Below are 25,106 nucleotides of genomic sequence, written 5' to 3'. Positions count from 1 at the left end.
GGCCCGAGCCGGTCGCACCTTGCGACATCCCGTTTCCCCCACGCGGATTATCGCGTGAACCGGCAGAGTTTATGTTAGTTCCGCAACGATGATCAAGCCAGCAACCACGCCGACCCCGCCGCCATCGCGGTCGACCCAGCCGGCGCCCGCGCCGATGTCGCGCGCCTCGCAGGCGATCGCCGCGTTCTCGACCATCGTCGAATGGTACGACTTCACCTTGTACCTCTATCTCGCCGCGGTGCTCTCGCGCGTGTTCTTCGGCGCGGGACAGTCCGGCGTGCTGGTCACGCTCGGCGGCTTCGCGGTCGCCTATCTGATGCGCCCGATCGGCGCGATCGTGTTCGGACACGTCGGCGACCGCTTCGGCCGCCGCCTGACGATGCTCGCCTCGATGCTGATGATGAGCCTCGCCATGCTCGCCACCGCGCTGCTGCCCGGCCGAGGCGAGGTCGGCGAGCTGGCGGGCGCGCTGCTGCTGTCGATCCGCTGCGTCATGGGGTTCTCGGTCGGCGGCGAATATACCGGCGTCGTCGCCTATCTGATGGAGGGCGCACCGGCCGAGCGGCGCGGGCTCGTCACCTCGCTCGCCGCCGCCGCGAGCGAGATCGGCGCGCTGCTCGCCGCCGGCGTCTCGGCGCTTACCGTCAGCCTGATGAGCGATGCCGATCTCGTCACCTGGGGCTGGCGCATACCGTTCCTGTTCGGCGCCGTGCTCGCCGCCGGGGTTCTCGTCGCGCGCGTGCGGATCGAGGAATCACCCGATTTCGACCGGCAGCGCGCTTCGGGCACGGTCCCTGCAAACCCGCTGCGCCATGCCCTGCGCCACCATCGCGCCGGGATCGTGCGGGGCTTTGCCATTTCCGCACTGGGCTCGATCACCTACTACGTCGGGATCACCTACGTTCCGGTCTACCTCGCCTCCGTCGGTGCGATGAGCGAAGCGCAGACCCTCCAACTCGCGACGGTCGCCGCGCTCGCGGTCATCGTTGTCACTCCGCCGCTGGGCGCGCTGTCCGACCGCATCGGACGCAAGCCGGTGCTCGTCGGCTTCGCGCTGGCCAGCGTGGTGCTGCCGATCAGCCTGTTTTCGCTGATGGCTGGCGCGTCGGGCGCAGTCGCGACCGTGGGCGCGGTGATCCTCGCCGCGCTCGCCGGCGGGGTCAGCGCGGTCGGCGCGGTGGCGACCGCCGAGCAGTTCCCCGGCGAAGGTCGTCTGAGCGGCCTCGCCTTCGGAGCGACGACTGCGACCGCGATCTTCGGCGGGCTCGCTCCGTGGATCGCACAGGCGCTGCTGGCGGCCACCGGCTGGGCGCCGCTGCCCGGGGCGATGATCGCCGTGGTCGCGCTGGCGACGGTGCCGGTCCTGCTGAAGATGCCCGAAGCGCACGCCGTGCGGTGACCGCCCGAAGGCGAGGATCACCGTTCCGTTCTGACTGTCTGGTGCGGTCGAGAAGACTCGAACTTCCACGGGCTTTCGCCCACAACGACCTCAACGTTGCGCGTCTACCAATTCCGCCACGACCGCAAATCGTCCGGGGTGCCAGGCTTCGAGCGAACTCGTGAAAAGCGGCTTCCCGTCGGGGTAGGAGCGCGCCCCTAGCAAAGGACTTTGGGGCACGCAACAGCCCCGGCACGATTTTTTCGCGCCGGCCGTCGCAAGCGGCGTCAGTCGGGCTTCCAGCCGATCTCGGCGACCTTGGCGCTTCTCGGCACGTCGGTGACCGCCTCGTTGATCGTCACGCTTTCGCCGGGCTTCAGGCTCGGCCTGGGTGGATTGACGTCCCAGGTATAGACGATGCGGTCCTTGGCATCGCGCAGCACGATCAGGATCGGCGGCAGGTCGCGGACCTCCTTGCCGACGTTGGTCACGGTACCGCTCGCGCCGAAATATTCGGTGCCGTTGGGCAGCGTGCGCCGGTCCTGGCGCTCGGCGGGAAACGACAGCTCCAGGTCGGCCTGGCTGGGACCGAACGTCGGGCGCGCCACGGGCAACCAGTCGGGCAGGCCGAACCAGGCGACCGCGCCGATCAGCGCGGCGACGAGCAGCGCGAAGGCGATCGCCGCGGCGGTCCACCACCGCGCGAGGTTGCGCCGCGGGCGGAAAGGGGGTTCGGGCGCGAAGGTCGATGCGACCTCGGCATCGGCCTCGCCCGCCGTCTCGGCTTCGTCGGCAAAACCGTAGCGGCGCGGCACGCTCGGCGTGGTCGGGAACGTTTCCTCGGCAACCGCCGCTGCCGGAGAAGCCGCCGGGCGCGGCGGCACGGGCTGCGCCGGAGCCGGCCGAGGCGCAGCCGGCTGCGGGGCCGGCCGGACGGGCGGCGCAGCAGCCGGCGGAGGCGGCGCAGGCGGCGGCGGCGCTGGTGGCGGCGGCGCAGATGCGGGCGACGGACCAGCCTCGCTTGCCTGGAGCGGCAGCTCCGGGCCGTGCTGGAACCAGCTGTGGCGGCATTTGGCGCAGCGGACGGTGCGGCCGTCCGCACCGATCGCACTGTCAGGAACGACATAGCGCGTCGAGCATGCGGGGCAGGCGATGATCATCGCGTTCGATCTAAGCATGGCCGCTGGAGCCGAAACAATAGCCGAGGCCCCGGCAAAATGCGTCCCCAACCTTTTTTCCACATGGATTGACGCCTATAGCGGCGGAAACGACAGCAGGACCGCGAGCCGCCGCAAGCTCCGTCGCCGCCTCGCCAGTGGGACCCGCCGCAGACGTGATGATCAAGCCCGATGCCGAGATCGTCCAGTTCGACAACGTCGGGCTGCGTTACGGCGCCGAGCGCGAGGTGCTGAGCGACATCTCGTTCACGCTCTATCCGGGGTGCTTCTACTTCCTCACCGGGGCGAGCGGCGCGGGCAAGACCAGCCTGCTGCGCCTGCTCTACCTGGCCCAGCGCCCCTCGCGCGGGTTGATCCGCATGTTCGGCACCGATGCGATCACCCTCCCGCGCGAGCGGCTGCCCGGCTTCCGCCGCCGCATCGGCGTAGTGTTCCAGGACTTCCGCCTTGTCCCCCATCTCTCCGCCTTCGACAACGTCGCCCTGCCCTTGCGCGTCGCCGGGGTCAGCGAGAGGGAGATCCTGCGCCCCGTCGCCGACATGCTCGACTGGGTCGGCCTCGGCGATCGCCAGCACGCGCGGCCCGCCACGCTTTCGGGCGGCGAGCAGCAGCGCGTCGCGATCGCCCGCGCGGTGATCGCGCGGCCCGACATGCTCGTCGCCGACGAGCCGACCGGCAACGTCGATCCCGAAATGGCGATGAAGCTGATGCGCCTGTTCGAAAGCCTCAACCGGCTCGGGACCACCGTCGTCGTCGCCACCCACGACCTGCACCTGATCGGCAAGGTCGAGGGCAGCCTGCTGATGCGGCTCGACAAGGGCAAGCTCGCCGACCCGACCGGCGCGCTGCGCTATCCGCCGCGCCGCGCTACCGTCGAGACGGGGCTGGCATGATCGGCCTGCGCCTCTCCTTCTCCCTGCCCGACGGGCGCCGCCGCAGCGACACCCGGCTGCTTCCCGAAGGCTCGCTGTCCGGTCCGATGCCTTGGGTGATCGCGATCATGATCGCGCTGACCGTCGTCGCCGCCGGCAGCGGTCTGGCCTTGCGCAATGCGGCGCGCGCCGCCAGCGCCGATCTCGAAGGCGGGGTCACCGTGCAAATCGTCTCTGCCGCGCCTGCCGAGCGCAACCGCCAGGCCGAGGCGGCGATCGCCGCGCTGCGCCGGGCGCCGGGCGTCGCCTCGGTGTCGCGCGTCTCGCAGGGCGATCTCGAGACCCTGCTCGAGCCCTGGCTCGGGACGCGACCGGGCGACGACCTCGAAGCGCTGCCGATCCCGGCGCTGATCGACCTGCGCCTGGCCGCGCCCGCCTCCCCGGCGCGCCTCGCCGCGCTGCGCGCGCGCATCGCCGCGGTGGCTCCGGCCGCGCGCGTCGATGCCCAGTCCGCCTGGCTCGCACCGGTGTTCGGCGCGATCGGCGCGCTGCAGTTGCTCGCCGCCGGCCTGATCGCGCTGCTCGCCTTCGCCACGGTCGCTTCGGTTCTGCTCGCCTCGCGCAATGCGCTGGGCAGCCATCGCGAAACGATCGAGATCGTCCACATGCTCGGCGGCACCGACCGCCAGATCGCGCGCGTGTTCCAGCGCGGCATGGCGGTGGATGCGGCGGTCGGCGGGATCGCCGGGCTGCTGTTCGGCGGGGCCGCGCTGCTCGCGCTCGGCCGCGCCTTCGCGCCGCTCGGCTCGGGCCTCGCCAGCGGGGCCATGCTCGGCTGGAGCGACTGGCTGGCGCTTGCCGCGATCCCGCTCGCAGGCGTTGCGCTGGCAGTGGTCACCGCGCGGCTGACGGTGCTCGCCGCCTTGCGCGAGATGCTGTAGGGCAGGCCGACGATGCGCAAGCCACCCGGTCTCTTCCGCCGCCTTTTCGCGAGCGCGCTGCTGGTCTGGGCGCTGGGTTTCCTGTGGTTTGCGCTGGCCTTGCCGCAGCCGGCGGGCGACGTCCGCACCGACGGCGTGGTCGCGCTGACCGGCGGCGGCGGGCGCATTCCGCGCGCCTTCGAGGTCCTGCGCCGCAAGCTGGCCGACAAGGTGCTGATCTCGGGAGTCGACAGCGAAGTCCGCCCGCGCGAGTTCGCCGCGCAATACAAGGTGCCGCCGCGGCTCTTCGCCTGCTGTGTGACGCTCGGCTACGAAAGCGTCGACACCCGCTCGAATGCCCAGGAAACGGTGCGCTGGATCGCCGCGCGCAAGATCGGCTCGGTGCGCCTTGTCACCACCGACTGGCACATGCGCCGCGCCGCGCTCGACTTGCGCCTCGCCGGCCCTAAGGATCTGGTGATCGTCGAGGATGCGGTGCGTTCGCGGCCGAGCTTCAAGGTGCTGTTCGTCGAATACAACAAGCTGATCGCCCGCGTGGTCGCCTGGGCGGCGGGCTGGTAGCGATGGCGGGTGTTGCTTGGGAGGAGCGCGTGCGCGCCGTGGAAGTGTTGCGCAGCCTCGCGTTCTACGCGGTGTTCTATCCCGGCACCGCGCTGTTCGTGTTCGCCTGCGGAGTGGTCGTTCCCTTCTCGCGCACCGGCTTCCGGCGCGTGGTGCGCGGCTGGGCGGCCTTCCATCGCGCCTGCGCGCGGCTGCTCGTCGGCATCCGGCTCGACGCCAGCGACACCGGCCCGCGTGGAAACGTGCTCTACGCGATCAAGCACGAATCGTTCTTCGAGGCGATCGACCTGCCGCGCCAGTTCGACCTGCCGGTGATCTTCGCCAAGGCCGAGCTGATGCGGATCCCGCTGTGGGGGCGCACGGGGGCGCGCTATGGCCTGATCGCGGTCGAGCGCGATGCGGGCGCGCGCGCCTTGCGCACGATGATTTCCGAGGCGCGCCGGCTTACTGCCGACGGGCGCCCGCTGGTGATCTTCCCCGAAGGCACGCGCGTGCCGCACGGCACGCAGCCGCCGCTGCAATCGGGCTTTGCCGGGATCTACAAGCTGCTCGGCCTGCCGGTGGTGCCGGTCGCGGTCGATACCGGCCCGCTCTACCACCGCCGCTGGAAGCGCGCGGGCACCGCCCGCTACCGCTTCGGCGAGGAAATCCCGCCGGGCCTCCCGCGCGAGGAGATCGAGGCGCGGGTCCACGCCGCGATCAACGCGCTCAACGACGCGCCGCCGCTGTGAGCGCTTCCCGCCCTGCGCGCCGCCCGTGGTACGCCGTGCTCGGCCCGGGCCTGGTCACCGGCGCCGCGGACGACGATCCCTCGGGCGTCGGCACCTACAGCCAGGTCGGTGCGCAGTTCGGCTACGGCCTTGGCTGGACGCTCGTCTTCGGCTTTCCGCTGCTGGCATCGATCCAGGCGATCTGCGCCCGGATCGGGGCGACCACCGGCAAGGGCATCGCGCGCAATCTCGCCGCGCATTACCCGCGCTGGCTGCTGCGCGGCGTGGTCGTTCTCCTGCTGGTCGCCAACATCATCAACATCGGCGCCGACCTCGGCGCGATGGCCGAGGCGCTGGCGCTGCTGCTGCCAGGCCCGGCGCTGCTCTACGTCGCCGCGTTCGGCGCGCTGTCGGTGGTGCTCGAGATCGCCCTCAGCTACGCGCGCTACGCCGCGATCCTCAAGTGGGCGACGCTCTCGCTGTTTTCCTATGTCGCGGTGGCCTTCGTGGCCGACGTGCCGCTCGCCGAAGCCGCCCGCGGGCTGCTGGTGCCCAGCCTCACCTTCGGCAAGGCCGAGGCGATGGCGCTGGTGGCGGTGTTCGGGACCACGATCAGCCCGTACCTGTTCTTCTGGCAGGCGGGCCAGGAAGTCGAGGAGCAGCACCGCCGCCACGTCAAGCCGCTGATGGTCAGCCCGCGCCGGGCCGGCCCGGAACTCGAGCGGATCCGCGTCGACACGCTCGTCGGCATGGGCTTCTCGCACCTCACCGCGCTGTTCATCATGGTCGCCACCGCCGCGACGCTGCACGCCCACGGCATCACCCGGATCGACAGCGCGGCACAGGCCGCCTCGGCGCTGCGGCCGATCGCCGGCGACATGGCCTTTGGGCTGTTCGCGCTCGGCATCGTCGGCACCGGCCTGCTCGCCGTGCCCGTCCTCGCCGGTTCGGCCGCCTATGCGGTTTCGGAAACCTTCGGCTGGGTCGAAGGGCTTGATCGCAAGCCGCGGGAAGCGCGCGCGTTCTATGCGGTCATCGCCCTTGCCACCGGCGGCGGCGTCGCGCTCAACCTGCTCGGGATCGATCCGATGACCGGGCTCTACTGGGCGGCCGTGGTCAACGGGCTGCTCGCTCCGCCGCTGATGGTGGTGACGATGCTGATCGCGCGCAATCCGCGGGTGATGGGCCGGCTGGTCATCTCGCGCCGGCTGGCCTTCGGCGGCTGGGTCTCGACCGCGGTGATGAGCGCGGTCGCGCTGATCTTCCTGCTCAGCTGAGCCGCGCCCGCGCCGCTCTCGTCAGGCGGCGCCGTTGTGGTCGCTGCGGCCGAAGTCGGGGCGCGCGTCGTCCTGGCCCATCTCGATGATGCCGCGGCGGATCGCGCGGGTGCGGGCGAAATGGTCGAACAGCGCATCGCCGTCGCGTTTGCGGATCGCCTTCTGCAGCTCGGTCAGGTCCTCGGTAAAGCGCTGGAGCATCTCGAGCACCGCATCGCGGTTCGACAGGAACACGTCGCGCCACATCGTCGGATCGGACGCGGCAATCCGGGTGAAGTCGCGGAAGCCGCCGGCCGAAAACTTGATCACCTCGCTCTGCGTCACTTCCTCGAGGTCGGAGGCGGTGCCGACGATGGTGTAGGCGATCAGGTGCGGCAGGTGGCTGGTGACCGCGAGCACGCGATCGTGGTGTTCGGCGTCCATCAGCTCGACCCGCGCGCCGAGCGCTTCCCAGAATGCGGTGAGTGCGGCGAGCCGCGCCGGGTCGGCGTCCTCGGGCGGGGTGACGATGCACCAGCGGTTGCGGAACAAGGCGGCAAAGCCCGCGTCCGGCCCGCTCTGCTCGGTGCCGGCGACCGGGTGCGAAGGGATCACCGCGCGGCCCGGCAGCGCTTGGTCGAGCTGCGCCATCACGCGCGCCTTGCTCGAGCCGACGTCGGTGACGAGCGCATCGGGCGAGAGGCCCGCCGCCATCGCGCGCGCCGCATCGGCCATCGCGCCGACCGGCACGCAGAGCACGACGAGGTCGGCACCCGCTACCGCATCGGCAGCGGTCTCGGCCACCGTTCCCGCCAGCGCGATCTCCCGCGCCCGCGCTCGCACGCCGGCGTCGGCGTCGTAGCCGGTGGTCGCCGTGCCCGGCAGGAACTGCTGCACGGCGCGCAGCACCGAGCCGCCGAGCAGCCCCAGTCCGATCACCGCGACATGGCGGAAGGGTGCCGCGCTCACTGCGCCGCCTCGGCCAGGGCGCGCAGCGCGGCGAGGATCGCGTCCATCTGTTCGGACGTGCCGATCGTCACGCGCAGGCACTGGGGCAGGCCTTGCCCCGGCAGCCAGCGGGTGATGTAACCGTGCTCCATCAGCCCTTCGTAGGCGGCCTCGGCGGTCAGCTTGCCCGAAAACTCGATCAGCACGAAGTTCGCCTCGCTCGGCAGCGGGCGCAGGCCGTGGTTGCCCATCGCCTCGAGCGCGGCCACGAAGCGCGCGCGCTCGCTCGCATTGTGGACCCTGCTCGCCTCGACGAAGGCCTGGTCGGCGACCGCCGCCAGCCCGGCCGCCTGGCCGCTCGAGGTCACGTTGAACGGCCCGCGGATGCGGTTGAGCATGTCGACCAGCGCCGGCGCGCCGGTCGCCCAGCCGATGCGCTCGCCGGCGAGGCCGTAGATCTTCGAGAAGGTGCGCGTGACCAGCACGTTGGCGTGCGCCGCGGCAAGCTCGAGCGCGCCGTCGCCGTCCTCGGGCGCGACGTACTCGGCATAAGCCTGGTCGAGCACCAGCAGGATGTCGGGGCGCAGGCCGGCGTGGAGCCGCGCCACCTCGCTGCGGCCGATATAGCTGCCGGTGGGATTGTTGGGGTTGGCGAGGAACACCACCCGCGTGCGCTCGGTCAGGCAGGCCAGCAGCGCGTCGACGTCGGTGCCGTAGTCGCGGTCGGGCGCGACAACCGGAGTCGCGCCGCAGCGCCGCGCGGCAATGTCGTAGACGGCAAAGCCGTAGCGCACGTAGAGCACTTCGTCGCCCACGCCGGCAAAGGCCTGCGCCGCAAGGTTCAGCAATTCGTCCGAGCCGGTGCCCATGACGATGCGTTCGGGCGCAATGCCGTGCAGCCGCCCCAGCGCGGCGCGCAGGTCCTTGCTGTCGGGATCCGGATAGAGCGAAGGCGCCAGCGGTGCGGCGCGGGCGGCCAGCGCCTGCGCGCTGGTGCCGAGCGGGTTCTCGTTGGCCGAGAGCTTGACCAGCGGCCGCCCGTCCTTGCCCGCCGACTTGCCGGGGACATAGGCGTGGATGCCCAGGATCCAGTCCTTGGGACGCGGGGCTTGCGCAACGGGGGCGGCGCCGGGGAGGCCGGCGGTGGGGTCTTGCTGATCTGCCATCTCGGCTGCGCGCCTTAGCGGCCCTGCGCGATCAAGGGAACAGGCGCAATCAGCGATCGAAGCGATAGAATTTCATCTCGCCTTCGGGACGGCGCAGCACCAGCGCGCCGCCGTCGAGGTCGAGGCAGGTCTTGTCGAACTTCGCCTTGCCCATATCGTTGGGCACCAGCGTGATCAGCAGCCGCCGCGAGCCGTCGAACGGGAAGCGCGGGCTGGCGAGGTCGTGGACCGGGTCGAACAGCTCGACCCAGCGCGGCGCGCGCTTTTCCTCGGCAGGCAGCACCCAGCCGTCGTCGAGCGTGTAGCCGCCCGCGAGCACGCCCGCGCCCGCGCTCTCGCCCACGGGGATGCCGAGGCCCACGCGCACCCCGATCCCGGCGAGACCGGTCCCGTCGGGCAGGACGACGCGCACCGTTGGCCCGCTCGCCACCGGCATCGCCCGCCAGGCCGGCGGCTGGGGGGCGGGAACGGTGGTGAGGCAGGTGCGCGCGCCGATGAACTCCCAGGTTCCCGCCGCTTCCTCGGAGAGCGCGCCGGCCACCATGCGATAGGCAAAGCGATGGTCGCGCGTGATGCTGAGCGAGCCGCTGACGTCGGGGCCGGCGTCGAGCTTGTAGCTCCCGGTCAGTTCGACCGGCAGCTCCTCCGCCACCACCACCGGCGTCTCGGCAGCCTTGCGCGCGCCCGCGCTGGCGGGGGCAAGCACGAGACTTGCGGCAAGACCCGCGAGGACCGCCGCGCGCGGAAAGGTCCGTTCGATTCGCACCGCGCCACAGTGCCGGTTTTGCCGCCCCCGCGAAAGGTCCGGAAGGGCGCTTTCGTGCGGAGTCGCACGAAAAAGGGCCGGAAGCGGGCTAGCGCTTCCGGCCTTAGTCTGTTCGCAGGAGGAACATCGTCTGGCGGGTCCGGTGGACGAGAGGGAGAGGATCTGACCCCCGGCCCCGCCAAGCTCTTCAGAACTCAGTAGTTGTAGGCGCGCTCGCCATGCTCGGTGATGTCGAGGCCCTCGCGCTCGGCTTCCTCGGTCGGACGCAGACCGATGGTCTTGTCGAGGACGAAGAAGAGGATCGCGGAGACGCCGCCCGAGAGCACCAGCGTCAGGACGACCGCCTTGATCTGGGTGACCAGCTGCGCGGCCATGTCGTAGGCGCCGGCCTTGGCCGGGAACACGGTGTAGTCGACCCAGCCTTGGCCGCCGAGCGACGGATCCGCGACGATCGCGGTGCCGATCGCGCCGACGATGCCGCCGATGCAGTGAACGCCGAACACGTCGAGCGTGTCGTCGTACTTGAGCGCGTTCTTCACGGTCGAGACGAACACGAAGCAGATCGGCGAAACCACGAGGCCGAGCACGATCGAGGTCATCGGCGCGGCGAAGCCCGAAGCCGGGGTGATCGCGACGAGGCCGGCGACGGCGCCCGAGGCAGCGCCGAGCATCGACGGCTTCCCGTGCTTGATCTGCTCGACGATCGACCAGGAGACGGCCGCGGCGGCGGTGGCGACGAAGGTGTTGATGAAGGCGAGCGCGGCCAGGCCGTTGGCTTCAAGGTTGGAACCGGCGTTGAAGCCGAACCAGCCCACCCACAGCAGCGAGGCGCCGATCATGGTCATGGTCAGCGAGTGCGGCGGCGTGGCTTCCTTGCCGTGGCCGATGCGGGGGCCGATGATCAGGCAGCCGACCAGGCCGGCGATGCCGGCGTTGATGTGCACGACGGTGCCGCCGGCGAAGTCCAGCGCGCCCCAGCCATAGAGCAGGCCGGCATCGGCAGTGTTGTCCGACAGGAAGTCGGGGCCGGCGAAGTACCACACCATGTGCGCCATCGGGAAATAGACCAGCGTCAGCCACAGCACGGTGAAGATCATCAGCGGGGTGAACTTCACGCGCTCGGCAAAGGCGCCCACGATCAGCGCCGGCGTGATGCACGCGAAGGTCATCTGGAAGATGACGTAGGCGTATTCGGGGATGTAGACGTTGTTCGAGAACGTCGCGGCGTAGGTCGAGGCCGACACGCCCATCAGGAACGCCTTCGAGAACCCGCCGAAGTAGGGCGAACCGCCGGTGAAGGCCATCGAATAGCCCCAGCAGCACCACACCAGCGCGGCGACCGACACGATCATGAAGACCTGCATCAGCACCGAAAGCATGTTCTTGGTGCGCACCAGGCCGCCGTAGAACAGCGCCAGCGCGGGAATGCTCATCAGCAGGACGAGCGTCGAGGACAGCAACATCCAGGTGGTGTCGCCCTTGTTGACCATCGTGGCCATCTGTTCGGCGGTCGGCGCCTTGATCGGCCCGGCCTGTGCAAACGCGGCGGACGCGGCGCCGAGCGTCAGCCCCAGCCCCGCTACGCCACTGATCATCTTGCGGATCATATGGTTACCCCTCATGTCGGAAGTCAGAGAGCCGTGTCGCCGGTCTCGCCGGTGCGGATGCGCGTGGCGGAGGCGAGGTCGAGCACGAAGATCTTGCCGTCGCCGATCGCTTCGGTGCTCGCGATCTGCTGGATCGTCTCGATGATCTGCGGCGCCAGCGCATCGCTGGCGGCGATCTCGATCTTCACCTTGGGCAGCATGTTGGTCGAATATTCGGCGCCGCGGTAGATCTCGGTCTGGCCTTTCTGACGGCCAAAACCCTTCACTTCCGACACCGTCATCCCGGCAACGCCCAGCCCGGACAGCGCTTCACGCACCTCGTCGAGCTTGAACGGCTTGATGATGGCGATGATGAATTTCATTCATGCCCCCTTTCACGGCCTTCCCGCCGGGCGACCCGCCGGCAGGAAAGGTAAAGCAATGGGCGTGCCAAACGGTAAAATGCCTAGAAAACCTACGCAGGCCGGAACGAACGCGTCCGAAACGGGTTAGATTGCGCCCGATTCTTGTGCATCGCAGCGAACGTGCCTAATTTTTAGGCAACCATTTGGAGCGACAGCCGCGCGAAGACCGGCAGGTGGTCCGAGGCGATCGCCGCCTGCGGGCTGTGGTGGACGGCCGCCGCCTCCACCTGCCACTCGCGGCTGACGACGATGCGGTCGAGCTGGGCGAGCGGGCGCCGCGCGGGGAAGCTGCGGCCGGGCGCGAGCACGCTAAGGTTCGGCGCGAACGCCGCAAGCGCGCCGCCGCGCAGCGCCCATTCGTTGAGATCGCCCATCAGCACCGCCGGCGCTGGCGCAGCGCGCGCCGCAAGGTGGTCGCAGACCGCGCGCACCTGCTGGCGGCGGCGCAGGCCCGACAGGTCGAGGTGCATGCCGACCACGCGGAAGATGCGGCCTTCGACCGCCAGTTCGGCGCAGACCGCGCCACGCGGCTCGAGCGTCGGCAGCGCGACCGCGCAAACGTCGCGCACTTCGATCCCGCGCCGCACCAGCAGCACGTTGCCGTGCCAGCCCAGGCTCCCCGGGCGCATCCCCGGCGCCACCGGCATCCACGGGCTATGATCATCGAGGCTGGCGCGCGGGATCACCGCTTCGCGCGCGCCGAAGCGGCGGTCGGCTTCCTGCAGCGCGATCACGTCGGCGTCGATCTCGCGCAACACCGACAGGATGCGATCGGGGTCGCGGCGCCGGTCGAGGCCGACGCCCTTGTGGATGTTGTAGCTGGCGAAGGTCAGGCGCACCGGGGGACAATCCGCGCGCCCGTGCACCGGTTCCGCGGCGCCCGCGGCGTCAGAGGAAGTCCTTGAGCGTCTTCACGAAGCGGTCGAACTGGTCGTGGTGCAGCCAGTGGCCGGCGTTCTCGAATTCGACCACCGTGGCGTTGCGGAAATACTGGATGCGCCCGTCGCGCTCGGGATTGCCCGCGGTCGAATCCGCGCCGTTGAGCAGCAGCGTCGGGCACGTGATCGAATTCCACAGCCCGTGCAGCTGGTCGAGGCTGATGTCGTAGGGCGCGGCATCGACATTCAGGTGCGGGTCGAACTTCCAGCTGAACGTTCCGTCCTCGTTGCGGTTGATCCCGTGGATCGTCAGATGCCGCGCCTGCGCGTCGGTCAGGTACGGGTTCTCGCTCTTCATGCGCGCGTAGGCGTCCTCGAGGCTCGGATAGCGGCGCGGCAGGCGCCCGGCGGCCTTGCGCTTCTCGCCGATGAACTCGCGGACCCGGCGCGCGAAGGGCACGTTCTTCATCAGCGCCTCGCGCTCGGGCGTCGGGTGGATGCCCTCGATCGCGACGATCTTGCGCACGTTCTCGGGGAACAGCCCGGCATAGCGCAAGGACGTGTTGCCGCCCCACGAATGCGAAACGATCGTCACCGGCGCGAGGTCGAGCTGGTGGATCAGCTGGGCGACGTCGTAGACCAGGTCCATCGTCCGGTAGTTGCCGTCCGAGGTCCATTCGCTGTCGCCGTGGCCGCGGTGGTCCATGGCGATCACGTGCCAGTCCTCGCGCAGCGCCTCGGCGGTCCAGTCCCAGCTCCGGCAATGGTCGCGCCCGCCGTGCACCAGCAGCAGCGGCGGCTTGTCGGTGTTGCCCCAGTCGACGTAGTGCAGCCGCAGGCGTTGCGAGATGAAGGTGTTCGAAGTCGGACCAAGCAGATTCATGCAGCGCTACCTGCAACGCGCGACCGGGCGGCGCAACCCCCGCAGGACTACCTTTCCTTGGTCGCGGAAAAGGTAAGCTCGGGATTTCGCTCCTGCTGGTAGCCGACGTCCCAGGCCGAGCGCGCCATGAACACCGGATCGCCGTCGCGGTCCTTGGCAAGGTTCGACAGGTTGAAGTCGGCAAAGGCCTTGAGCGCCGCATCGCTGCCCTTGAGCCAGCGGGCGGTATCGAACGGCGAAGCCTCGAGCACCGCCTCGACCTTGTATTCGGCCTCGAGCCGGCTGATCAGCACGTCGAGCTGAAGCTGGCCGACCACGCCGACGATCCACTGGCTGCCGATCTCGGGGTAGAACACCTGGATCACGCCCTCTTCGGACAAGTCGTCGAGCGCCTTGCGCAGCTGCTTGGTCTTGGTCGGGTCCTTCAAGGCCACGCGGCGGAGGATTTCGGGCGCGAAGTTGGGCAACCCCGTAAAGCGCACGTCGTTCTTTTCGCTGAGCGTATCGCCCACCCGCAGCGTGCCGTGGTTGGGAATGCCGATGATGTCGCCCGCCTCGGCGGTGTCGGCGATCTCGCGGTCCTGCGCGAAGAACAGGATCGGCGAATGCACCGCGATCGGCTTGCCGAGGCCCGACGGCGTCAGCTTCATGCCCCGCTTGAACGTGCCCGAGACCATGCGCATGAACGCGATGCGGTCGCGGTGCTGCGGGTCCATGTTGGCCTGCACCTTGAAGATGAAGCCGGTCACGTCGCTGCGCTCGGGCAGGACCGTGCCCTGCTCCGAGCTTTGCGGGCGCGGCGGCGGGGCGAAGCGGGCGATCGCGTCGATCAGCTCGGCCACGCCGAAGTTCTTGAGCGCCGAGCCGAAGTAGACCGGGGTCATGTCGCCGTGGCGATAGGCTTCGAGGTCGAATTCGGGGTAGCCCGCCTGCGCCAGCTCGATCTCCTCGGCCACCTCGTCGGGGATCGGCGCGCCTTCGCCCTTGGCGTCGCGGCGCCCCAGGAACTCGCGGCTGTCCCCCTCGGGCCGCGCGATCGTGTCGCTGGCGAAGTCGAGCACGCCTTCGAAGATGCCGCCCATGCCGATCGGCCAGGACATCGGCACGACGTCGAGCGCCAGCGCATCGGCCACTTCATCCAGCGTCTCGAACACGCTGCGCCCCTCACGGTCGACCTTGTTGACGAAGGTGATGATCGGCACCGACCGCATCCGGCAGACCTCGAACAGCTTGCGCGTCTGCGGCTCGATGCCCTTGGCCGCGTCGATCACCATGATCGCGGAATCGACCGCGGTCAGCGTGCGGTAGGTGTCTTCGGAAAAGTCCTCGTGGCCCGGCGTGTCGAGCAGGTTGAAGACGACGCCGTCCTTCTGGAAGGTCATTACCGAGCTGGTAACGGAGATGCCGCGCTGCTGCTCGATCTTCATCCAGTCCGAGCGCGCCCGCCGCGCCGCCCCGCGCGCCTTCACCTCGCCCGCCAGATGGATCGCGCCGCCCTGTAGCAGCAGCTTTTCGGTCAGCGTGGTCTTGCCCGCGTCAGGGTGCGAAATGATGGCGAAGGTGCGGCGATTGGACATGGGGAGCGCCCCTAGCCGAGCGCCGCCCCGCTGTCACCTAAGGCCACGCATCGCGAGCGCCAGCAAAACCGGCCATGTCGCGACGATGCCGGCGAACACGCTCGCGACGCCCCAGGGCACCGCCTGCCCCGCGCGCCAGGCCGGCCAGACGAACAGGGCGAGCCACAGCGCCTTGTAGACCACCTGCACCAGCAGCAGCGGCGCGAAGAAGGCGGGCGCCAGCAGCCCCGCCGCCGAGGAGACAAGGATCGCCGCCCACAGGCTGAACACCAGCAGCCGCAAGCCCTCGCTCTCGTCCACCGCGCCCTGGAACACGGAGGCGGCGGCATTGCGCGACAGCATGCCGAGGCACACCGGCACGAGGATCGCGATGTTCGCGGCATAGGCGATCCGCAGCACGCCGGGTGCGACGAAGACATTGCTGCTCATTTCCATCGCATCCCCCGGCTCCTGCCTCGCGATCAAGCTAGGCGCTCGGCGCGGCGGCGGCGAGGACCCTGTCCCAATGGGCAGGCTTCACCCCGCGGCGAGGCAGCGGCGCAGCGCTTCGGCTTCGACCTTGTCGAGCGGGCGGCCCCCGCGGCTCGACAGTTCGAGCCGCGCGCCCTTGCCGTGCGGCGCGACGACCACCTGCAGATCCTTCGCTGCAAGGCCCGGTGCAAGGCAGGCGCGCAAAGCGCGCGGCGCCAGCGCGGCGTTCGCGAACAGCACGTTGCGCATCTCGGCCTTGCGCTCGCGTTCGCCAACGGTCAGTGCGAACAGCACCAGCGCGCCGACCAGCGCGATCATCACCGCCATCCGCTTCACGCTCGCCGTACCGCCACCGCCAATTGGAACCGCGCCGTCTCGCCCGGCGGCAGCAAGACCACGCCCGGCTTGTCGCGGAAGTCGCCGGTAAAACCGACAGGATCGGCCACCCCGGCCCAAGGCTCGAGACAGATGTAATGCGCCCCCGGCACCTGCCACAGCCCGAACATGTGCATGTCAGGAAAAGCCACGTCGAGCCACGCGCCGCCGTCCGCGCCATACGAAACCTTGCGGCTGGCAAGCCCGGTCCAGATCACCGCGTCGGCTTCGAACAGTTCAGACCGCAGCGCCAGTTCGCGGCCCACGACCGGCGTCGCCTCGCCCTCGGGCAAGAGCAGCCCCGCGCCCTTGCTGATCCGCCGCACGTCCTGCGGCTCGTCGCGCTCGAACACCAGCTTGTGCGCGGCCTTGTCCGCCCCGCCCGGCAGCGGCCAGGCAAACGCGGGGTGGAAGCCGAAGCTGAACGGCAGCGCCCGGCCGTTCGGATTGAACACGCTCGCTTCCATCACCAGCGTCAGGTCCTCGACCGAATAGGCCATCTCGAGCACGAAGCCGAACGGGTAGGACGCGCGCGTCTCGGGTGAATCGGTCAGCCGGAAGCGCGCGTGCGCCGGGCCCGTCTCGACCGGCGCGAAATGGCTGCGGCGGGCAAAGCCGTGCTTGGGCAAGGTGTAGTCCCGCCCATCGAGCCGCAGCCGGTCTCCGGCAAGCGCGCCGACCACCGGGAACAGCAGCGGCGCATGGCCCGTCCAGAATGCCGGATCGGCATCTGTCATGTATTCGTAACCTTCATGGTCACGTAACGACCACAGTTCCGCGCCAAGCGGATGAATGGCGACTTGCAGAGCGGCGCTTTCGATTCGCACCAATTCGTCGTCTTCCATCGCGATCATGGCGTTTCCTTAACGAATAATTGGCGGTCGACTCGTACAATCCCAGTTGTTCTTGACCGGGGAATCAACCGATGCACGCCTGCTCGATACTGCCCGCGCCCGTGCGTGTTGCATTGCAACAGCGGCCGGAGCAACTGCGATGATCGCGCGCCGCCTTCCGCTCGTCGTGCTCGCCGCGCTCGCGCTCGCCGCCTGCGGCAAGGGCATGCACTATCCGGTCACCCCGAACGAGGCGCACAAGCGGCTGGTCAAGCACGAGCTGCCGCTGGTCATGTTCGGCGGCAATGCGGCCGAAACCAAGCTGGTCTCGGCTTCGAACGACAAGGTCGTCTGGGCGGTGACCGACGACGAGGACAACGAACTTCTGCGCCTTGCCGCCAATATCGCGCCCGAATCCGACGGCAGCCGGATCACCACCGAAGTCATCGCACCGATGGGTCTCTATCACGACCGCATCGCCAAGGGGCTCGCCGAAAAGACCTCGATCACCGATGTCTACCGCGCCGTCGCCGACGAACAGGTCGCCTCGTCGATGGCCGACCGCATGTTCAACTACGATGCGATCAATCCCGCGCTGATGAAGGCGGCGTTCGACATCGTGCCCGAAATGCGGCGCGAAGCGATGGACCAGGCATCGGAGGCGCAGCGCATGCGCAAGCGCGCGGCCGAGCAGGCCGAGGACGTCAGCGCGCGCTACCGCGAAAAGGCAGGCGCGCCGGATCCGACCTACGGCCGCCCGATGGACGAGCAGCAGAAAGCCTACGGCGAGGAGTACTGACCCCTTCGCCGCAAGCGCTCACCCGCGCAACGTGGCTCCCTGCTTGGCCGCCGCCGCGACGATCCGGTCGGCAATCGCCTTCAGCGCGGCTTCGTCGTAGCTTTTCTCGACCGGCTGGAGCGTAACCTCGATGGCCACGCTCTTGTGGCCCTCGGGCACGCCAGCCCCCCGGAAATCGTCGAACACGCGGGCCGACACGATGTTCGCCTTGTCCGCGCCCTTGACGCTGCGCAGCAGGTCGCCCGCGGGCACGCCCAGCGGCAGAAGGAAGGCAAAGTCGCGGGTCACCGCCTGCAACGCGGGCGGCGCATAGGCCGCGCGGGCAAAGCCGCTTTGCGCCTTCTTCGGCGGGATGCGGTCGAGGAACAGTTCGACCAGCGCCACCGGCCCGTCGATGTCGAAGGCCTTGGCGGTCGCCGGGTGGATCATGCCGAAGCGCGCCAGCACCTGCTTGGGGCCGAGCCGCAGTGTGGCCGACTGGCCGGGATGGAACTGTGGCCCCGCCTCGCCCATGACCTGCAGGTTTTCGACCGGCGCGCCCGCTTCGCCGAGCAGGGCCAGCGCCTCGGCCTTGGCATCGAACGCGTCGAAGCCTCGGGCCTTGCCGGTCGCCCAGCCGCGCGCCGCGCTTTCGCCCGCCAGCACCACCGCAAGGCTCAGCTTCTCGTCGCTCGCGCCGCCCTCGCCACGCAGGTAGCGGCGGCCCAGCTCGAACAGCCGCACCGACGCCGCCCCGCGGTCGAGGTTGCGCTTGGCCGCGCCGAGCAGGCCCGGCAGCAGCGACGGCCGCATCGCCTTGAGGTCCTCGGAAATCGGATTGGCGAGCGTCCATACGCCGCCGTTGTCGTCAGCAAAGTGTGCCGCCTCGCTCTCGGGCAGGAACGACCAGGTCACCGCTTCATTCAGGCCCCGCGCCGCCGCCGCCCGGCGCACGCGCCGCTCGAGCAGCTGCACCGCCGTCGCCGTCGGCCTCGCCACGCCATCGGCACGCGGCAGCGCCACCGACGGCACCGCATCGAGCCCGTGAACCCGGATCACTTCCTCGACGAGGTCGGCCGCGCCATCGACGTCCGGGCGCCAGCTCGGCACCGAGACCGTCCACCGGTCGCCGGAACCGACCACGCCGAACCCCAGCGCCTCGAGAATGCGCTGCTGTTCGCCGCGCGCCACGTCGATGCCTCCGAGCCGGCCGGCCAGCGCCGGATCGTAGGCCACCGTCTTGTGCCCCGAAGGCGGCGTCCCTGCGCGCACGACGTCGCTGGCTTCGCCGCCGCAGATTTCGAGGATGAGCTTCGTCAGCAGGTCGAGCCCGGTGTCGAGGAACGCCGGGTCTACCCCGCGCTCGAAGCGGGTGCGCGCGTCCGAGGACAGCGCCAGCGCCTGTCCGGTGCGGGCGATGCGCTGCGGATTGAAGTAGGCCACTTCGAGCAGCACGTCGGTCGTCTCGTCCGAGCAGCCCGAATGCTCCCCGCCCATGATCCCGGCGATGTCGTGCACCCCGGCCTCGTCGGCGATCACGGTCATGCCGGCATCGAGCACATAGTGCTTGCCGTTGAGCGCGGTCACGCCTTCGCCATCGACCGCACGCCGCGCGACGACCGCGCCGGTCAGCTTGGCCAGGTCATAGGCATGGGCCGGGCGGCCATAGCCCAGCATGATGTAGTTGGTCGCATCGACCAGCGCCGAGATCGGCCGCTGGCCCGCGCCCTTCAGCGCATCCTGCAGCCACTTCGGGGATGGACCGTTCTTCACGCCACGGATCACGCGGCCATAGAAGGCAGGGCAGCCCTGGGGATCGTCGGTGCGGACCTCCACCGGGCAGGGATAGCTGCCGGCCACGCCGCCTGTCGCGATCGGCTTCAGCGTGCCGAGGCCTGCCGCCGCCAGATCGCGGGCAATGCCGTAAACGCCCATGCAGTCGGGGCGGTTGGGCGTTATCGCCACGTCGAACACCGGATCGCTGCCGAGGTAGTCGGCAAAGCTCGTGCCCACCGGCGCATCGGCAGGCAGCTCGATGATGCCGTCGTGTTCCTCGCCCAGCCCCAGTTCGCGGGTCGAGCACATCATGCCGTTGGATTCGACCCCGCGCACCGCGGCGACCTTCAACGTCATGCCGTTGGCCGGCACCACCGCGCCCGGCACGCCCAGCACGCCGACCAGGCCCGCGCGGGCGTTAGGCGCACCGCAAACCACCTGCAGCGGCGCGCCTTCCCCGGTATCGACGGTCAGCACCTGCAGCTTGTCCGCCTGCGGGTGCTTTTCGGCCGTCAGCACGCGCGCCACCTTGAACTTGGCGAGCGCGGCCGAGGCGTCCTCGACGCCCTCGATCTCGAGCCCCAGCGCGGTCAGCTTCTTGGCGATGGTATCGGCGTCTGCTTCCGTGTCGAGGAAGGTCTTGAGCCACGACAGAGCGAACTTCACGGCTTGACTCCCACGCCACCGGACAGAGTGGGCACGTCCAGCGCCCCGAAACCATAGTGCGCCAACCAGCGCGCATCGCCGTCGAAGAAGGCGCGCAGGTCGTCCATGCCGTATTTCAGCATGGCGAGCCGGTCGACCCCGGTGCCGAAGGCGAAGCCCTGCCATTCGTCGGGATCGAGCCCGCCGAATTCGATCACCTTGCGGTTGACCATGCCGCTGCCCAGCACTTCCATCCAGCCGCCGTTTTCGACGTCGCCGCCGCCGCCGACCACGCGCTTGCCGTTCACGATGGTGTAGCCGACGTCGACCTCGACCGAAGGCTCGGTGAACGGGAAGTAGCTCGGCCGCAGCCGCAGCACGATGTCGTCACGCTCGAAGAAGGCCTTGAGGAAGGTCTCCAGCGTCCACTTGAGGTGGCCGAGGTGGATGCCCTTGTCGATCACCAGCCCTTCGATCTGGTGGAACATCGGCGTATGCGTCGCATCGCTGTCGCTGCGATAGACGCGGCCCGGGGCGATCACGCGCAAGGGCGCCCCCTGGCTCAGCATCGCGCGGATCTGCACCGGACTGGTGTGCGTGCGCAGCAGCATCGCGCGGCCCTGCGCGTCCCGGTCGGGGAAATAGAACGTATCGTGCATCGCGCGCGCCGGATGCGTCTCGGGCATGTTGAGCGCGGTGAAGTTGTGCCAGTCGTCCTCGATCTCCGGCCCGCTCGCCACGGCAAAGCCCAGGTCGGCGAAAATCTCGGCAAGTTCCTCCATCACCTGGCTGACCGGGTGGATCGAACCCCGCGGCGCTTGCGGCGCGGGCAGCGACAGGTCGACCGTTTCGGCAACCAGCCGCGCTTCGAGCGCCGCGCTTTCGAGCGCCGCCTTGCGACCCGCCAGTGCGGCGGTCACGCCTTCGCGCGCGGCGTGGATCTTCGGCCCCTGTGCCTGGCGCTCCTCCGGGCTCATCGCCCCCAGCGTCTTGAGCAGGGCGGAGACCCAGCCTTGCTTGCCGAGCGCGGCCACGCGGATCGCTTCCACCGCCTCGGGGGTTTCGGCCGCCGCGATCGCGGCCAGGGTCTCGTCGAGCTGTTCCATGGTGGCTCGCGCGCTAGCGCCAAACCGCGCCGATTCCAACCCCGCTCCCGGAGGGCGCCCTATCTGTCCGCCGGGTGCCGCAGCAGCGGATGGTGCAGCGCCTGCACCGCCGCGCCCGCCGCTTCCTGCCGGGCGCGCATCACCGCCGAGAGCACCGGGTGGGGCGCTGCGGCATACTGGCTCGGGCTCATCCCCATGAAGCGGTGGAAGTCGCGCACGAACTGCGCCTGGTCGTGATAGTGCCCGTCGATCGCGCCGATCCACTTGAGGCTCGGGTCGAGCATGTATTGCGCAAGGCTGCGCATGAACCGCTGGCGCCGCAGCAGCAGCCGCGGCGGAAAGCCGAAGTGGCGGCGGCACAGGCGCTCGAGGGTGTGCGCCGGCAGCCGCGCGCCTTGCGCAAAATCGGCCACGCTCGACAGCTCGGGATCGAGCAGCGCGGCATGGCAGGCGACGATCCGGTCCTCGTCGGGCAGGTCGACCGGCGGTCGGGCAAGGAAATGGGCGCCGATCCGGTCGAGTTCGGCCCGCTCGTCGGGCTCGGCCTCGAACAGCGTGTCGACCAGCGGGCGGAACGGCGCGAACACGCGCTCCTCGCGCGGGTCCATCAGGCGGTCGGCATAAAGATGCGCCGGCGCGCCGACGAAGCGCGCCCATCCCAGCGGCAGTAAGCCGATGCCCCAGATCCGCGTGGTGCCGACCGAGAAGCGCACGGTGGTGCTGGTCGGGCCGGTGAAGGTCGCCGGCACTCCGCCCAGCGGCTCGCGCCCGCCGATGTCGCTGTCGGGCAGGCTGCCCTGGAACATGCGCAGGTTGGCCCATTCGGGATGGAGCCAGTCGAACGCGCAAGTGCCTTCCGCGACGTCGATCTCGGTCAGGTAGAAGGTGGTGAAATAGCGCCGCAGCGCCGCCGGCGGCGGATGGAATCGAACCCGGACGGCGATGTCCCCGCTCACCCTAGCGAACCCCTGTTATGCCCTTCGTTACGGCATAACCCTGTTCGACGCGCAAAAGAAACACCGATTCGGACAAGTCTCCGGATCGGACATTCACAAACGTATGAAAAAGGGCGCCGACCCTGGCGGGTGGCGCCCCAATTCTTCAGGCATGCTACCGGCGATCAGGCCGGAAGCGCGGCCTTCGCCTGGGCGATGACGGCGGTGAACACGCCACCTTCGTTCATCGCGAGGTCGGCCATCGCCTTGCGGTCGAGTTCGATCCCGGCGAGCTTGGCGCCGTGGATGAACTGCGAGTAGGTCAGGCCTTCGGCGCGGACAGCGGCGTTGATGCGCTGGATCCACAGGGCGCGGAACGTGCGCTTCTTAACCTTGCGGTCGCGATAGGCGTACTGGCCGGCCTTCTCGACGGCCTGGCGGGCGACGCGGATGGTGTTCTTGCGACGGCCGCGATAGCCCTTCGCCTGATCCAGAATCCGCTTGTGCTTGGCACGGGTGGTAACACCACGCTTGATACGGCTCATAAGTCAGCGCTCCTCAGTTCAGCCCGTAGGGCGCCCACTTCTTGATCACCTTCGCATCGGCGTCGGAGATCACTTCGGTGCCGCGGTTCTGGCGGATGTACTTGGCGTTGTGGCTGATCAGGCGGTGGCGCTTGCCGGCGACGCCGTGCTTCACCTTGCCCGACGCGGTGATCTTGAAGCGCTTCTTCACACCGCTCTTGGTCTTGAGCTTGGGCATTTTCGTCTCCTCGACTGAAAGCGCGGCAGGCCCGCCATGGCAGCCCTAGTTGGCCAGGCGAGTCAGCGAATCCGCGCGAACGGAAGCGGCGCCGTTAGGGGAAGCGGGGCACAAAGGCAAGCGCAGTTGCCCACCTGCCCCGTTTCCTGCAGCCTGCCCTGCACGACAAGACGGTGTGCATCGCGCACAAAGCGGCCCCGGAGCCATGCGCGCGACGGGGCGCTGCCCCTCACAGCTGCCCGATATCCCCCAGCTCGTATGGCGTCGTCTGGTAGGTCTCGTTGATCCAGTTGCCGAACAGCAGGTGCCCGTTGCCGCGCCACGAATTGACCGGCTGCGCCTGCGGATCGTCGCCGGGAAAGTAGTTCTTCGGCAGGTAGCCCGCCTCGTCCCGCGCATATTCCCCCGCCAGCGTCAGCGTGTCGTATTCGAGGTGGTTGAACATGTGCAGCGCATTGTGCGCGGGGTCGTCGATCAGGCACAGGCCGGTCTCGTCGCTCTCGGCCAGCACCTGCAGGCCCCGCCCTTCGGGCAGGTCTTCGCGGCGGATTTCGCTCCAGCGCGAGACGGGAACGTCGAACACGTCAGGCAGGCCGCGCATCCACGGGCTCGCGGGCGCGCGGTTGTGGTGGCGGAACACGCCCGAGGCCTTGGCGGCAAGCGCGTGCTTGTCGACGCCGTGGAAGTGGTGGAGCGCCGCCATCGCGCCCCAGCACACCGCCAGCGTGCGGTGGACGTTGCCCTGGCTCCAGTCGAAGATGCGCCGCAGCTCGTCCCAGTAGGTCACCTCGGCGAAGGGCATCGTCTCCACCGGCGCGCCGGTCACGATCAGCCCGTCGTACTTTTCACCCGCCACTTCGGCCCAGGGTCGGTAGAACTCCGAGATGTGCCCGGCCGAGGTGTTCTTGCTGACATGGTCGGAAATGCGCACCAGCTCCAGCTCGACCTGCAGCGCCGTCGCGCCCAGCAGGCGGGCGATCTGGGTCTCGGTGGTGATCTTGTCGGGCATCAGGTTGAGCAGCGCGATGCGCATCGGCCGGATGTCCTGCCGCGCCGCCTCGGTCTCGCCCATCACGATCACGCCTTCGGCTTCGAGCGTGCGGCGGGCGGGCAGGTTGTCGGCGATGCGGATCGGCACGGGTTCGTCTTCCTCTGCAGCGGCAGGGACGGACGCGAACGCAAGATGCAGCCTGGGCTCCGCTTGGTTGCCGGACCGGCCACATCCCTCCGCAAGGAGGCGCCACCTTGCCCGGAGAAGGCAGGTTGGCGTCGGGGCGTCTTCCCCAACTCTTGATGCTGGGGGCGATCTAGCGCGGGCGCAGGGCGATTGCAACCGAAGGGCCTTTGCGCAGCGCCCGCTCAACTGCTCGCAAACCATTCGCAACAGCCTTGATAATGCGAACGCGTCGCATTAAAAGATGGAGACACCGCCCGGAGACTCGGCCCGATGTACATCTGCATCTGCAATGCGATCCGCGAGAAGGACCTGCGCGCCGCGGCCCGCTGCCACGGCGGCGATGCCGAGACGCTCTACGGCCGCATGGGCTGCCAGCCGCAGTGCCGCCAGTGCCTCGACGACGCAGAGGACGTGATCGCCGACGAACGCGCCTGCCTCGCCGCCTGAAGCTTCCCCCCGATTTCGGTGTCTTCGCGGCTTGCGCCGCTCCGCGCCCGGCGGCACCATCGCGCAACCCGCCAGCCAATTGGGAGACGCGCCATGAAGGGCGACGCCAAGGTCATCGAGTTCCTCAACAAGGCACTGCTCAACGAACTGACCGCGATCAACCAGTACTGGCTGCACTACCGCCTGCTCGACAATTGGGGCGTCAAGAAGCTCGCCGAGTTCGAGCGCCACGAATCGATAGACGAGATGAAGCACGCCGACCGCCTGGCCGACCGCATCCTGTTCCTCGACGGCCTGCCCAACTTCCAGGCGCTCGGCCGGCTGCGGGTCGGCGAAAGCGTCGAGGAAATCCTCAAGGCGGACCTCGCGCTCGAGATGGACGCGCTGCCGCTGCTGCGCGACGGCATCGCCCATTGCGAGGCGGTGCGCGACTATGTCAGCCGTGATCTGCTGCAGGACATTCTCGAAAGCGAGGAAGAGCATGTCGACACGCTCGAAAAGCAGTTCGACATGATCGCGCGGATGGGCATCGAGAACTACGTGCACCTCAACAGCAAGCCACCCGAAGGCTGATCGGCCGCCGCAGCGACGCAGTATTTATCCCGATGGCGCGTCCTGTGGAACTCTAACCCGGCACCGCTAGCCGCATCGTGTCCCCACAATGCGGATTCTTGCG

General features: G+C 69.2%; 27 protein-coding genes, 1 tRNA gene, 1 pseudogene and 1 riboswitch. Of the genes and pseudogenes, 9 read left to right on the top strand and 20 right to left on the bottom strand.

What is annotated here, in order from left to right:
• Window positions 1–154 precede the first annotated feature (154 nt).
• Window positions 155–1,399 carry an MFS transporter gene (locus tag K3A85_RS06155; protein ID WP_404822912.1) on the top strand — a complete coding sequence of 415 codons (1,245 nt, stop codon included), beginning with the start codon at window positions 155–157 and terminating at the stop codon, window positions 1,397–1,399.
• Between the two features lie 39 nt (window positions 1,400–1,438).
• Here the strand turns inward: K3A85_RS06155 and K3A85_RS06150 are convergent.
• The 3 genes and pseudogenes from K3A85_RS06150 to K3A85_RS18190 form a co-directional block, all read right to left on the bottom strand.
• A tRNA-Leu gene (locus tag K3A85_RS06150) sits at window positions 1,439–1,525 on the bottom strand.
• Window positions 1,526–1,665: 140 nt separating this feature from the next.
• On the bottom strand, window positions 1,666–2,262 hold the full coding sequence (locus K3A85_RS06145) for a thioredoxin (RefSeq protein ID WP_404822915.1): 597 nt from the start codon (window positions 2,260–2,262) through the stop codon (window positions 1,666–1,668).
• 219 nt (window positions 2,263–2,481) lie between these two features.
• A pseudogene (locus K3A85_RS18190) lies at window positions 2,482–2,538 on the bottom strand (MJ0042-type zinc finger domain-containing protein); the annotation flags it as partial.
• A gap of 176 nt (window positions 2,539–2,714) precedes the next feature.
• Between K3A85_RS18190 and ftsE the strand changes: the two are divergent.
• Genes ftsE through K3A85_RS06120 form a run of 5 tightly spaced genes read left to right on the top strand, consistent with a single transcriptional unit; the run spans window position 2,715 to window position 6,917 of the window.
• Window positions 2,715–3,449 carry a cell division ATP-binding protein FtsE gene (gene ftsE / locus K3A85_RS06140; protein WP_225205597.1) on the top strand — a complete coding sequence of 245 codons (735 nt, stop codon included), beginning with the start codon at window positions 2,715–2,717 and terminating at the stop codon, window positions 3,447–3,449.
• Window positions 3,446–4,369: a cell division protein FtsX gene (locus K3A85_RS06135; RefSeq protein WP_225205596.1), complete on the top strand. Its 924-nt coding sequence runs from the start codon at window positions 3,446–3,448 to the stop codon at window positions 4,367–4,369. Before ftsE ends, K3A85_RS06135 begins: the two co-directional genes overlap by 4 nt.
• Window positions 4,370–4,381: 12 nt before the next feature.
• Window positions 4,382–4,930, top strand: a complete 549-nt coding sequence (locus tag K3A85_RS06130; RefSeq protein ID WP_225205595.1) for a YdcF family protein — start codon at window positions 4,382–4,384, stop codon at window positions 4,928–4,930.
• 2 nt (window positions 4,931–4,932) lie between these two features.
• Window positions 4,933–5,661 carry a lysophospholipid acyltransferase family protein gene (locus K3A85_RS06125; RefSeq protein WP_225205594.1) on the top strand — a complete coding sequence of 243 codons (729 nt, stop codon included), beginning with the start codon at window positions 4,933–4,935 and terminating at the stop codon, window positions 5,659–5,661.
• Window positions 5,658–6,917, top strand: coding sequence for an NRAMP family divalent metal transporter (locus K3A85_RS06120; protein ID WP_225205593.1), 1,260 nt, complete (start codon window positions 5,658–5,660; stop codon window positions 6,915–6,917). Before K3A85_RS06125 ends, K3A85_RS06120 begins: the two co-directional genes overlap by 4 nt.
• Before the next feature lie 21 nt (window positions 6,918–6,938).
• Here K3A85_RS06120 and K3A85_RS06115 read toward each other — a convergent pair whose 3' ends face one another.
• The 11 genes from K3A85_RS06115 to K3A85_RS06065 form a co-directional block, all read right to left on the bottom strand.
• The gene (locus tag K3A85_RS06115; RefSeq protein WP_225205592.1) at window positions 6,939–7,865 is read right to left on the bottom strand and encodes a prephenate/arogenate dehydrogenase family protein; all 927 of its coding nucleotides are present in this window, start codon (window positions 7,863–7,865) and stop codon (window positions 6,939–6,941) included.
• On the bottom strand, window positions 7,862–9,010 hold the full coding sequence (gene hisC / locus K3A85_RS06110) for a histidinol-phosphate transaminase (RefSeq protein WP_225205591.1): 1,149 nt from the start codon (window positions 9,008–9,010) through the stop codon (window positions 7,862–7,864). The genes K3A85_RS06115 and hisC overlap by 4 nt, the downstream gene beginning before the upstream one ends.
• A 49-nt stretch (window positions 9,011–9,059) precedes the next feature.
• Window positions 9,060–9,776, bottom strand: a complete 717-nt coding sequence (locus tag K3A85_RS06105) for a hypothetical protein (protein ID WP_225205590.1) — start codon at window positions 9,774–9,776, stop codon at window positions 9,060–9,062.
• A 194-nt stretch (window positions 9,777–9,970) separates the two neighbouring features.
• Complete coding sequence (locus tag K3A85_RS06100; protein WP_225205589.1) at window positions 9,971–11,383, bottom strand: ammonium transporter; 1,413 nt, start codon at window positions 11,381–11,383, stop codon at window positions 9,971–9,973.
• A gap of 23 nt (window positions 11,384–11,406) precedes the next feature.
• Entirely contained in the window at window positions 11,407–11,745 is a 339-nt protein-coding gene (locus K3A85_RS06095; protein ID WP_225205588.1) for a P-II family nitrogen regulator, read from the bottom strand.
• Between the two features lie 173 nt (window positions 11,746–11,918).
• Window positions 11,919–12,626 carry an endonuclease/exonuclease/phosphatase family protein gene (locus K3A85_RS06090; protein ID WP_225205587.1) on the bottom strand — a complete coding sequence of 236 codons (708 nt, stop codon included), beginning with the start codon at window positions 12,624–12,626 and terminating at the stop codon, window positions 11,919–11,921.
• A 49-nt stretch (window positions 12,627–12,675) separates the two neighbouring features.
• The gene (locus K3A85_RS06085; protein WP_225205586.1) at window positions 12,676–13,548 is read right to left on the bottom strand and encodes an alpha/beta fold hydrolase; all 873 of its coding nucleotides are present in this window, start codon (window positions 13,546–13,548) and stop codon (window positions 12,676–12,678) included.
• A gap of 47 nt (window positions 13,549–13,595) precedes the next feature.
• On the bottom strand, window positions 13,596–15,125 hold the full coding sequence (locus tag K3A85_RS06080; RefSeq protein WP_225205585.1) for a peptide chain release factor 3: 1,530 nt from the start codon (window positions 15,123–15,125) through the stop codon (window positions 13,596–13,598).
• Between the two features lie 33 nt (window positions 15,126–15,158).
• Window positions 15,159–15,554, bottom strand: a complete 396-nt coding sequence (locus K3A85_RS06075) for a hypothetical protein (protein WP_225205584.1) — start codon at window positions 15,552–15,554, stop codon at window positions 15,159–15,161.
• A gap of 87 nt (window positions 15,555–15,641) precedes the next feature.
• A complete protein-coding gene (locus K3A85_RS06070; RefSeq protein WP_225205583.1) occupies window positions 15,642–15,932 on the bottom strand; it encodes a hypothetical protein in 291 nt (96 codons plus the stop codon).
• Window positions 15,929–16,816, bottom strand: a complete 888-nt coding sequence (locus tag K3A85_RS06065) for an aldose 1-epimerase family protein (RefSeq protein WP_225206018.1) — start codon at window positions 16,814–16,816, stop codon at window positions 15,929–15,931. The genes K3A85_RS06070 and K3A85_RS06065 overlap by 4 nt, the downstream gene beginning before the upstream one ends.
• A 148-nt stretch (window positions 16,817–16,964) precedes the next feature.
• Between K3A85_RS06065 and K3A85_RS06060 the strand changes: the two genes are divergently transcribed.
• On the top strand, window positions 16,965–17,603 hold the full coding sequence (locus K3A85_RS06060; protein WP_225205582.1) for a hypothetical protein: 639 nt from the start codon (window positions 16,965–16,967) through the stop codon (window positions 17,601–17,603).
• A gap of 18 nt (window positions 17,604–17,621) precedes the next feature.
• Here K3A85_RS06060 and pheT read toward each other — a convergent pair whose 3' ends face one another.
• From pheT to K3A85_RS06030, 6 genes are all read right to left on the bottom strand, one after another.
• Window positions 17,622–20,024 (bottom strand): phenylalanine--tRNA ligase subunit beta, encoded by a 2,403-nt coding sequence (gene pheT / locus K3A85_RS06055; RefSeq protein WP_225205581.1) that lies wholly within the window; start codon window positions 20,022–20,024, stop codon window positions 17,622–17,624.
• Window positions 20,021–21,109, bottom strand: coding sequence for a phenylalanine--tRNA ligase subunit alpha (gene pheS, locus K3A85_RS06050; RefSeq protein WP_225205580.1), 1,089 nt, complete (start codon window positions 21,107–21,109; stop codon window positions 20,021–20,023). The genes pheT and pheS overlap by 4 nt, the downstream gene beginning before the upstream one ends.
• Window positions 21,110–21,168: 59 nt before the next feature.
• Window positions 21,169–22,065: a helix-turn-helix domain-containing protein gene (locus tag K3A85_RS06045; RefSeq protein ID WP_225205579.1), complete on the bottom strand. Its 897-nt coding sequence runs from the start codon at window positions 22,063–22,065 to the stop codon at window positions 21,169–21,171.
• A gap of 164 nt (window positions 22,066–22,229) precedes the next feature.
• Entirely contained in the window at window positions 22,230–22,589 is a 360-nt protein-coding gene (gene rplT / locus K3A85_RS06040; RefSeq protein ID WP_225205578.1) for a 50S ribosomal protein L20, read from the bottom strand.
• Between the two features lie 13 nt (window positions 22,590–22,602).
• On the bottom strand, window positions 22,603–22,806 hold the full coding sequence (gene rpmI, locus K3A85_RS06035) for a 50S ribosomal protein L35 (RefSeq protein ID WP_124810521.1): 204 nt from the start codon (window positions 22,804–22,806) through the stop codon (window positions 22,603–22,605).
• Between the two features lie 229 nt (window positions 22,807–23,035).
• A complete protein-coding gene (locus tag K3A85_RS06030) occupies window positions 23,036–23,944 on the bottom strand; it encodes a homoserine O-succinyltransferase (RefSeq protein ID WP_225205577.1) in 909 nt (302 codons plus the stop codon).
• A 53-nt stretch (window positions 23,945–23,997) separates the two neighbouring features.
• A riboswitch (SAM-I-IV-variant riboswitch) is annotated at window positions 23,998–24,108 on the bottom strand.
• A 145-nt stretch (window positions 24,109–24,253) separates the two neighbouring features.
• Between K3A85_RS06030 and K3A85_RS06025 the strand changes: the two genes are divergently transcribed.
• Both K3A85_RS06025 and bfr read left to right on the top strand, forming a co-directional pair.
• Window positions 24,254–24,430 (top strand): (2Fe-2S)-binding protein, encoded by a 177-nt coding sequence (locus tag K3A85_RS06025; protein ID WP_225205576.1) that lies wholly within the window; start codon window positions 24,254–24,256, stop codon window positions 24,428–24,430.
• Between the two features lie 93 nt (window positions 24,431–24,523).
• Window positions 24,524–25,003, top strand: coding sequence for a bacterioferritin (gene bfr, locus K3A85_RS06020; protein WP_225205575.1), 480 nt, complete (start codon window positions 24,524–24,526; stop codon window positions 25,001–25,003).
• Window positions 25,004–25,106: the final 103 nt, after the last annotated feature.

The organism is Novosphingobium huizhouense (assembly GCF_020179475.1).
Lineage (GTDB): Bacteria > Pseudomonadota > Alphaproteobacteria > Sphingomonadales > Sphingomonadaceae > Novosphingobium > Novosphingobium huizhouense.
Note: the sequence above shows the minus strand (reverse complement) of the source record. Positions and strands in the feature narration are given on the sequence as shown.

Bases quoted from the DNA above. Each gene is read 5' to 3' on its own strand.
- hisC (WP_225205591.1), bottom strand. From the start codon at position 9,010: ATGGCAGATCAGCAAGACCCCACCGCCGGCCTCCCCGGCGCCGCCCCC.
- K3A85_RS06065 (WP_225206018.1), bottom strand. From the start codon at position 16,816: ATGGAAGACGACGAATTGGTGCGAATCGAAAGCGCCGCTCTGCAAGTC.
- ftsE (WP_225205597.1), top strand. From the start codon at position 2,715: ATGATCAAGCCCGATGCCGAGATCGTCCAGTTCGACAACGTCGGGCTG.
- rpmI (WP_124810521.1), bottom strand. From the start codon at position 22,806: ATGCCCAAGCTCAAGACCAAGAGCGGTGTGAAGAAGCGCTTCAAGATC.
- pheS (WP_225205580.1), bottom strand. From the start codon at position 21,109: ATGGAACAGCTCGACGAGACCCTGGCCGCGATCGCGGCGGCCGAAACC.
- K3A85_RS06080 (WP_225205585.1), bottom strand. From the start codon at position 15,125: ATGTCCAATCGCCGCACCTTCGCCATCATTTCGCACCCTGACGCGGGC.
- K3A85_RS06060 (WP_225205582.1), top strand. From the start codon at position 16,965: ATGATCGCGCGCCGCCTTCCGCTCGTCGTGCTCGCCGCGCTCGCGCTC.
- K3A85_RS06155 (WP_404822912.1), top strand. From the start codon at position 155: ATGTCGCGCGCCTCGCAGGCGATCGCCGCGTTCTCGACCATCGTCGAA.
- rplT (WP_225205578.1), bottom strand. From the start codon at position 22,589: ATGAGCCGTATCAAGCGTGGTGTTACCACCCGTGCCAAGCACAAGCGG.
- K3A85_RS06100 (WP_225205589.1), bottom strand. From the start codon at position 11,383: ATGATCCGCAAGATGATCAGTGGCGTAGCGGGGCTGGGGCTGACGCTC.
- K3A85_RS06130 (WP_225205595.1), top strand. From the start codon at position 4,382: ATGCGCAAGCCACCCGGTCTCTTCCGCCGCCTTTTCGCGAGCGCGCTG.
- bfr (WP_225205575.1), top strand. From the start codon at position 24,524: ATGAAGGGCGACGCCAAGGTCATCGAGTTCCTCAACAAGGCACTGCTC.
- K3A85_RS06095 (WP_225205588.1), bottom strand. From the start codon at position 11,745: ATGAAATTCATCATCGCCATCATCAAGCCGTTCAAGCTCGACGAGGTG.
- K3A85_RS06075 (WP_225205584.1), bottom strand. From the start codon at position 15,554: ATGAGCAGCAATGTCTTCGTCGCACCCGGCGTGCTGCGGATCGCCTAT.
- K3A85_RS06025 (WP_225205576.1), top strand. From the start codon at position 24,254: ATGTACATCTGCATCTGCAATGCGATCCGCGAGAAGGACCTGCGCGCC.
- K3A85_RS06085 (WP_225205586.1), bottom strand. From the start codon at position 13,548: ATGAATCTGCTTGGTCCGACTTCGAACACCTTCATCTCGCAACGCCTG.
- K3A85_RS06135 (WP_225205596.1), top strand. From the start codon at position 3,446: ATGATCGGCCTGCGCCTCTCCTTCTCCCTGCCCGACGGGCGCCGCCGC.
- K3A85_RS06125 (WP_225205594.1), top strand. From the start codon at position 4,933: ATGGCGGGTGTTGCTTGGGAGGAGCGCGTGCGCGCCGTGGAAGTGTTG.